8 protein-coding genes and 1 pseudogene are annotated in these 5,544 nt (G+C 66.7%); 3 read left to right on the forward strand and 6 right to left on the reverse strand.

All coding sequences use genetic code 11. The features are described 5' to 3' along the window. Positions 1 to 332 (reverse strand): annotated as a pseudogene (locus A985_RS29255) (hypothetical protein); the annotation flags it as partial. Positions 333 to 367: 35 nt separating this feature from the next. Between A985_RS29255 and A985_RS28200 the strand changes: the two are divergent. Further along, positions 368 to 685, forward strand: coding sequence for a hypothetical protein (locus A985_RS28200; protein ID WP_232424617.1), 318 nt, complete (start codon positions 368 to 370; stop codon positions 683 to 685). Beyond that, positions 682 to 972 (forward strand): YkvA family protein, encoded by a 291-nt coding sequence (locus A985_RS0113600; protein WP_017233953.1) that lies wholly within the window; start codon positions 682 to 684, stop codon positions 970 to 972. Before A985_RS28200 ends, A985_RS0113600 begins: the two co-directional genes overlap by 4 nt. A 133-nt stretch (positions 973 to 1,105) precedes the next feature. Here A985_RS0113600 and A985_RS0113605 read toward each other — a convergent pair whose 3' ends face one another. The 3 genes from A985_RS0113605 to A985_RS0113615 are packed head-to-tail and all read right to left on the reverse strand — an operon-like array spanning position 1,106 to position 3,345. Beyond that, complete coding sequence (locus tag A985_RS0113605) at positions 1,106 to 2,080, reverse strand: quinone oxidoreductase (protein ID WP_017233954.1); 975 nt, start codon at positions 2,078 to 2,080, stop codon at positions 1,106 to 1,108. Positions 2,081 to 2,132: 52 nt separating this feature from the next. Next, positions 2,133 to 2,546, reverse strand: a complete 414-nt coding sequence (locus tag A985_RS0113610; RefSeq protein WP_017233955.1) for a methylglyoxal synthase — start codon at positions 2,544 to 2,546, stop codon at positions 2,133 to 2,135. A 19-nt stretch (positions 2,547 to 2,565) separates the two neighbouring features. Continuing rightward, complete coding sequence (locus A985_RS0113615; protein ID WP_017233956.1) at positions 2,566 to 3,345, reverse strand: SDR family oxidoreductase; 780 nt, start codon at positions 3,343 to 3,345, stop codon at positions 2,566 to 2,568. Positions 3,346 to 3,556: 211 nt separating this feature from the next. Between A985_RS0113615 and upp the strand changes: the two genes are divergently transcribed. Then, positions 3,557 to 4,207: a uracil phosphoribosyltransferase gene (gene upp / locus A985_RS0113620; RefSeq protein ID WP_017233957.1), complete on the forward strand. Its 651-nt coding sequence runs from the start codon at positions 3,557 to 3,559 to the stop codon at positions 4,205 to 4,207. A 53-nt stretch (positions 4,208 to 4,260) separates the two neighbouring features. On the opposite strand, the gene A985_RS0113625 is transcribed toward upp, so the two are convergent. Together A985_RS0113625 and A985_RS0113630 are read right to left on the reverse strand one after the other, a co-directional pair. Further along, positions 4,261 to 5,196, reverse strand: a complete 936-nt coding sequence (locus A985_RS0113625) for a DMT family transporter (protein ID WP_017233958.1) — start codon at positions 5,194 to 5,196, stop codon at positions 4,261 to 4,263. A 118-nt stretch (positions 5,197 to 5,314) separates the two neighbouring features. Next, a partial coding sequence (locus tag A985_RS0113630; RefSeq protein WP_026131954.1) for a helicase HerA-like domain-containing protein occupies positions 5,315 to 5,544 on the reverse strand: 230 nt, incomplete at its 5' end.

Genomic DNA, 5,544 nt, shown 5'->3' on the forward strand with positions numbered 1-5,544 from the left:
GCCGACGCCTGAACTGAGGGGCTCGTCGCCGAGGCAGGAGCCCCTGGCGGCGCCTCGGGCGCGGGCGCCGGACGCGTGAGCGTGTCGGGGTTCGCTGGCATGTTGCCCGAAGCCTCGGCCGTGCCCGCAACGGGTTTCGCCGTCGCATGAGACGTCGCCGTTGTCGGCGGCTCCACGTACTCGGACGCGCCCTGCGAGGCCGGCGTTGGCGACGTACCGGCGTCGGTGGACGGCGGCGTCTGCGGTGGCGTTGCGCTCTTGCTCGTATCGGACTCTGGCTTATTCGACGGCGGCGACGGCTGCGGCGATTTCGGATCTTGAGCGTCAGTCATGGTGGCGTTTGGATGGCGTCCGCGAAGGGGGAAAAATGGATGGACCACTGCGGCTGGCAAATTATCCCGCCGGCCTGATCCTGCCGCAACCGGGAAAGCCGATCGACCGCCAGATCCGGCACCCCGGCACCGGACAGGACTCGATGTACGATGAAACCACCCCGCCTCGGCGGGGTCGAACCACAATATCACGCATCGTGCGTATGAGCCCGCACGCTACGGGCGATGCAGCACGGCAGAGAGATAAGCGCGCGATGCGACAACTTAAAGAATCAATGAGCGACGTTTCCATCAATACAATGAAGACACCTGCCACATTCGGCGGCGATATTCGTTCAGGAGCCTGCAAGTGAAGCGTTTTCTGCGTCTGTGGCAAGTTGCGCGCCACGATTTCCGGGTTCTCTGGCACGCGGCTCGCGATCCGCGCCGCCCGCGCTGGTTGCTGCCCGCGCTGGCGCTGCTCGCCGTCTATTTAGTCAGTCCATTCGATCTGATTCCGGACTTTGTGCCCATCTTCGGCCTGCTCGACGATGTCGTGGTGATCGGGCTGGTCGCGCATTGGCTCATCAACCGTTTGCCCGAGGAGGTGCGCGAGGATGCGCGCGCCCACGGCGCCCACGGCTTCAGGCAGCGAGCCTGAGTCGGGACGTTGACGACGCCGTCGGCCATGAGCAACGGACCTTGGCCGAGTCTCCCCGAACGTTGGACCAGCGTCCGGCGTCCGGGAGCACATCGCATTGATGCCTGCTGGCGTTAGCGTCATTCGCCCCCACTCAGGGCATGAGCAACGTCGACCCGGTGGTTTTGCGCGCCTCGAGATCGCGATGGGCCTGGGCCACGTCGGCCAATGCGTAACGCTGATTGACCTCGATCTTGACCGCCCCCTTGGCGACGACATCGAACAGGTCGTTGGCCGTGGCTTCCAGGTCGGCCCGCTTGGCCGTGTAGCTGAAGATCGTCGGTCGCGTGAAGAACAGCGAGCCGCGCGACACAAGGTCGGCCGTGTTGATCTGCGCGACGGGCCCCGACGCGCTCCCGAAGTTCACCATCATGCCCAGCGGCCGCAGGCAGTCGAGCGAGCCGATGAACGTGTCCTTGCCGATGGAATCGTAGACGACCGGCACACCTTCGCCACTCGTGATCTCCTTCACCCGTTCGACGAAATTCTCACGCGTATAGACGATCGGATGGTCACAGCCATGCTGGCGCGCGAGCGCCGCCTTCTCATCGGAGCCGACCGTGCCGATCACCGTCGCGCCCAAGGCCTTGGCCCATTGGCACACGATGAGCCCCACGCCGCCAGCGGCCGCATGGATGAGGATCGTGTCGCCCGCCTTGACCGGGTAGGTGCGGCGCAACAGGTACTGCGCGGTCATGCCCTGCAGCATCATCGCGGCGGCCTGATCGTCGCTGATGCTGTCCGGTAGACGCACGAGCGAGGCCACCGGCATCACGCGGGCCTGCGAGTAGGCGCCACAAGGACGGCTGGCATAGGCGACACGGTCGCCCGCCTTGACGAGTGTCACGCCTTCGCCCACGGCCTCGACCACGCCGGCCGCTTCCATGCCCAGACCGGCCGGCAGCGGCTGCGGATACAGGCCGGTGCGGAAATACACGTCGATGTAGTTCAGCCCGACGGCGTTGTGGCGCACACGCGCCTCGCCCGGCCCAGGGTCGCCCACTTCGACGTCGACATACTTCATCACTTCCGGGCCGCCATTCTGTTCGATGCGAATTGCCTTGGTCATCCTCGCTCCTCTCACTCGTGTGAAGTGTGTTGTGAACTGTCGGTTCTCGGCGTCACGCCACCGGCTGCGCGGCCAGACGCACGATCAACTGCTCGAGCAGCATGCGCGCCGTGGCGCTGTTGGTCGCGCACGGCACATTGTGTACGTCGCACGCCCGCACGAGGGCGTTGATATCCGGTTCGTGCGGTTGCGGCGTCATCGGGTCGCGCAGGAACAGCACCATGTCGACACGCCCCTCCGCCAGTTGCGCGCCAATCTGGAGGTCGCCGCCGTGCGGACCGGAGAGCATGCGCTCGACGTCCAGGCCAAGCTCGGTGGCGATGCGTCCGCCCGTCGTGCCCGTTGCGACGAGCTTGCACTGGCGCAGCACGTCGACGTAGTCATGCGCCACCGCCAGAATGTCGTCTTTTTTCTTGTCGTGCGCGATGAGCGCAATCCGGACGCTGGGTACCGTCGATACAGTCATTGAAGCGATCTCAAAAAGGTTAAAACGTGCCCGGGTACGCGCCACCGTCAATCAGCACGTTCTGTCCGGTAATGTAGCCCGCCTGCGCGCTGCAGAGAAACGCGCAGGTCGCGCCGAACTCGTCGGGCTGCCCGAAACGGCGGGCCGGAATTGCGGCAGCCCGCTTGGTGCGGACTTCTTCGACCGTCTGTCCGCTCTTGGTCGCCGATGCCTGCAAGGTGGCCGCGAGGCGGTCGGTATCGAAAGCGCCCGGCAGCAGATTGTTGATGGTCACATTGTGCCCAACGGTCGTGCGCGCCAGTCCTGCGACAAACCCGGTCAGACCGGAGCGGGCGCCATTGGACAACCCGAGAATGTCGATGGGCGCCTTCACGGCCGACGACGTAATGTTCACGATGCGGCCGAAGCCGCGTGCCATCATGTCGTCCACGCACGCCTTGATCAGTTCGATGGGGGTGAGCATGTTCGCGTCGAGCGCGCGAATCCAGTCGTCGCGTTGCCAGTCGCGGAAGTCACCCGGCGGCGGGCCACCCGCGTTGGTCACGAGAATGTCGAGTTGTCCGCACGCCGCCAGCGCCTGCGCGCGCCCCTCTGGCGTGGTGATGTCGCAGGCCACGGCGGTCACGCTCACGCCCGTGGCCGCGCGAATCTCGTCGGCCGCCGCGTTGAGCGTCTGCGCCGTGCGCGCGACGATCACGACGTTCGCGCCCGCTTCGGCCAGGGCCCGCGCGCACGCGCGCCCCAGCCCCTTGCTCGCGCCGCAGACCAGCGCGGTGCGCCCCTTGATTCCCAGATCCATGTTCAGCCTTCAAGACAAGTGACACGTTGGACAACGGCGGGGACACCGCCGTCTTGCAGCGATTCTAAGGGAATCGTGCGCGCGCCGCTTTATGGGGGCAATCGCTTGGGCAATCGGCACGGGCCGACACCAAAACCCGGACCGACGGCGCCCGCATCGGCTAAAATCGCGGCCATGCGGGCCACACCGGCCCTGCCCCAGATTGCCAGCCATGAAACAAGATCTCCGCTTCCCGAATCTCTTTATCTGCGATCACCCGCTGATCCAGCACAAGCTCTCGCACATGCGCGACAAGGAAACGTCGACACGCACGTTTCGCGGCCTGCTGCGCGAGATCACCTTGCTGATGGGCTACGAGATCACGCGCGACCTGCCGCTCACGACCGAGCGCATCGACACGCCGATGGTCGCCATGGACGCGCCCGTCATCGCGGGCAAGAAACTCGCGATCGTGCCGGTGCTGCGCGCCGGCGTGGGCATGAGCGACGGCCTGCTCGATCTGGTGCCGTCGGCACGCGTCGGTCACATTGGCGTGTATCGCGACGAGCAGCATCGTCCGGTCGAATATCTCGTGCGCCTGCCGGATATCGCCGAGCGCCGCTTCATCCTGTGCGACCCCATGGTGGCGACCGGCTATTCGGCCGTGCACGCCGTGGACGTGCTGCGCAAGCGCGGCGTGGCTTCGGAAAACATCGCGTTTCTCGCCCTGGTGGCCGCGCCCGAAGGGGTGAAGGTGCTGCATGACGCGCATCCGGACGTGAAGCTGTATGTCGCGTCGCTCGACGAGCGTCTGGACGATCACGCCTACATCATTCCGGGTCTGGGCGACGCGGGCGACCGCCTGTTCGGCACCAAGAACTGACGCAGGCGGCTCTCACGCCCCGGCCCGCCGGTGCCGGGGCGACCCTCCCCGCCCTACCGCTCTCCCCGGCGTCCCCGGCCCGGGCGCCGCGTGGCCATCGCCACGCCAACGGCTGCCAGCCCCATCCCTCCCCACGCGAGCGGCGGCATGTGCTCCCCGACCATGAGCCACGCAGCAAGCGCCGCTGACGGCGGCACCAGGAAAAACAACGCCGAGACACGCGACGCTTCGCCACGCCGGATCATCGCCAGCAGCAACGAAATCGCGACGATCGAGTTGCCGATCACGAGGTAGACGAGCGCCGCGCCGAGCTGCCACGTCCATTCGATGTGCATCGGCTCCAGCCATGCGGCGAGCGGCAGCGTCGCCGCGAAGCCCACGGCGTATTGCACCAGATTGGACGTAACCGGGTGCTGGCCCACGCCGAAGCGCTTTTCGTAGAGCGTGCCGCACGTGATCGCGCCAAGCGCCACGAACGTCAGTACCAGCCCCAGCGCGGAAGTCGCCTCCACCGCCGAGCGCGCCACAATGACCAGCGCCGCCCCCGCCAGCCCCAGAACCAGTCCGACCCAGTTCAGCCCGCTCACGCGCTCGCCCACCAGGTGCGGCACGGCCAGCGCCACGAGAATCGGTTGCAGCGAGGTGATCAGCGCCACGCTGCCGGCCGACACGCCCAGGCGTAGCGCCAGATACGTCATGCTGAAGTACAGCGCCTGAATGAGCAGACCGATGACGACGAGATGGCCCCAGGCGGCCACGGTCTTCGGCAATGGCGGGCGCATGACGAGGGCCAGCGGCGCGAGCAGAACAAGCACCAGCCCGTAGCGAAGCGCGAGGAACGTGAGCGGGTCGGCATAGGTCAGGCCGATCTTGGCGACGGTAAAGCCGACCGACCAGAGAAACAAAAAAATCAGCGGCGCGGCGCCCAGCCACAACGGGTCGTGGGCGACACCGGTACGCACCGGTTCCAGCGAAGATTTCAGCGACATGAGGGGACGAGCGTTCGATGTAGGGGAGGCGGTGCCGGCGATACGTCAGTGGCAAGGCGTGCGCCACTCGCCACCGATCGTCGGACGGGGGTGTTGTCGCGGCGGCAGACAAGCCCGGTCATCGCCGCCTGCTGCCGCCGAGAATGCTGCCCAGCACGCCGCGCACGATTTCGCGGCCCAACTGGCTACCGATGGTGCGCGCCGTACTCTTGACCATCGCTTCGACGACCGTATCCTTGCGCCGCGAGCCGCCCGCACCGCCCAGCAAACCGCCGAGCGAGTCCCTGACCGCGTCGAGCAGGCCACCGCCGGCCGTTTCGCCGGTGGTCGGCGGCGCGTCCGGCGCCT

Source organism: Pandoraea sp. B-6 (assembly GCF_000282835.1).
GTDB lineage: Bacteria > Pseudomonadota > Gammaproteobacteria > Burkholderiales > Burkholderiaceae > Pandoraea > Pandoraea cepalis.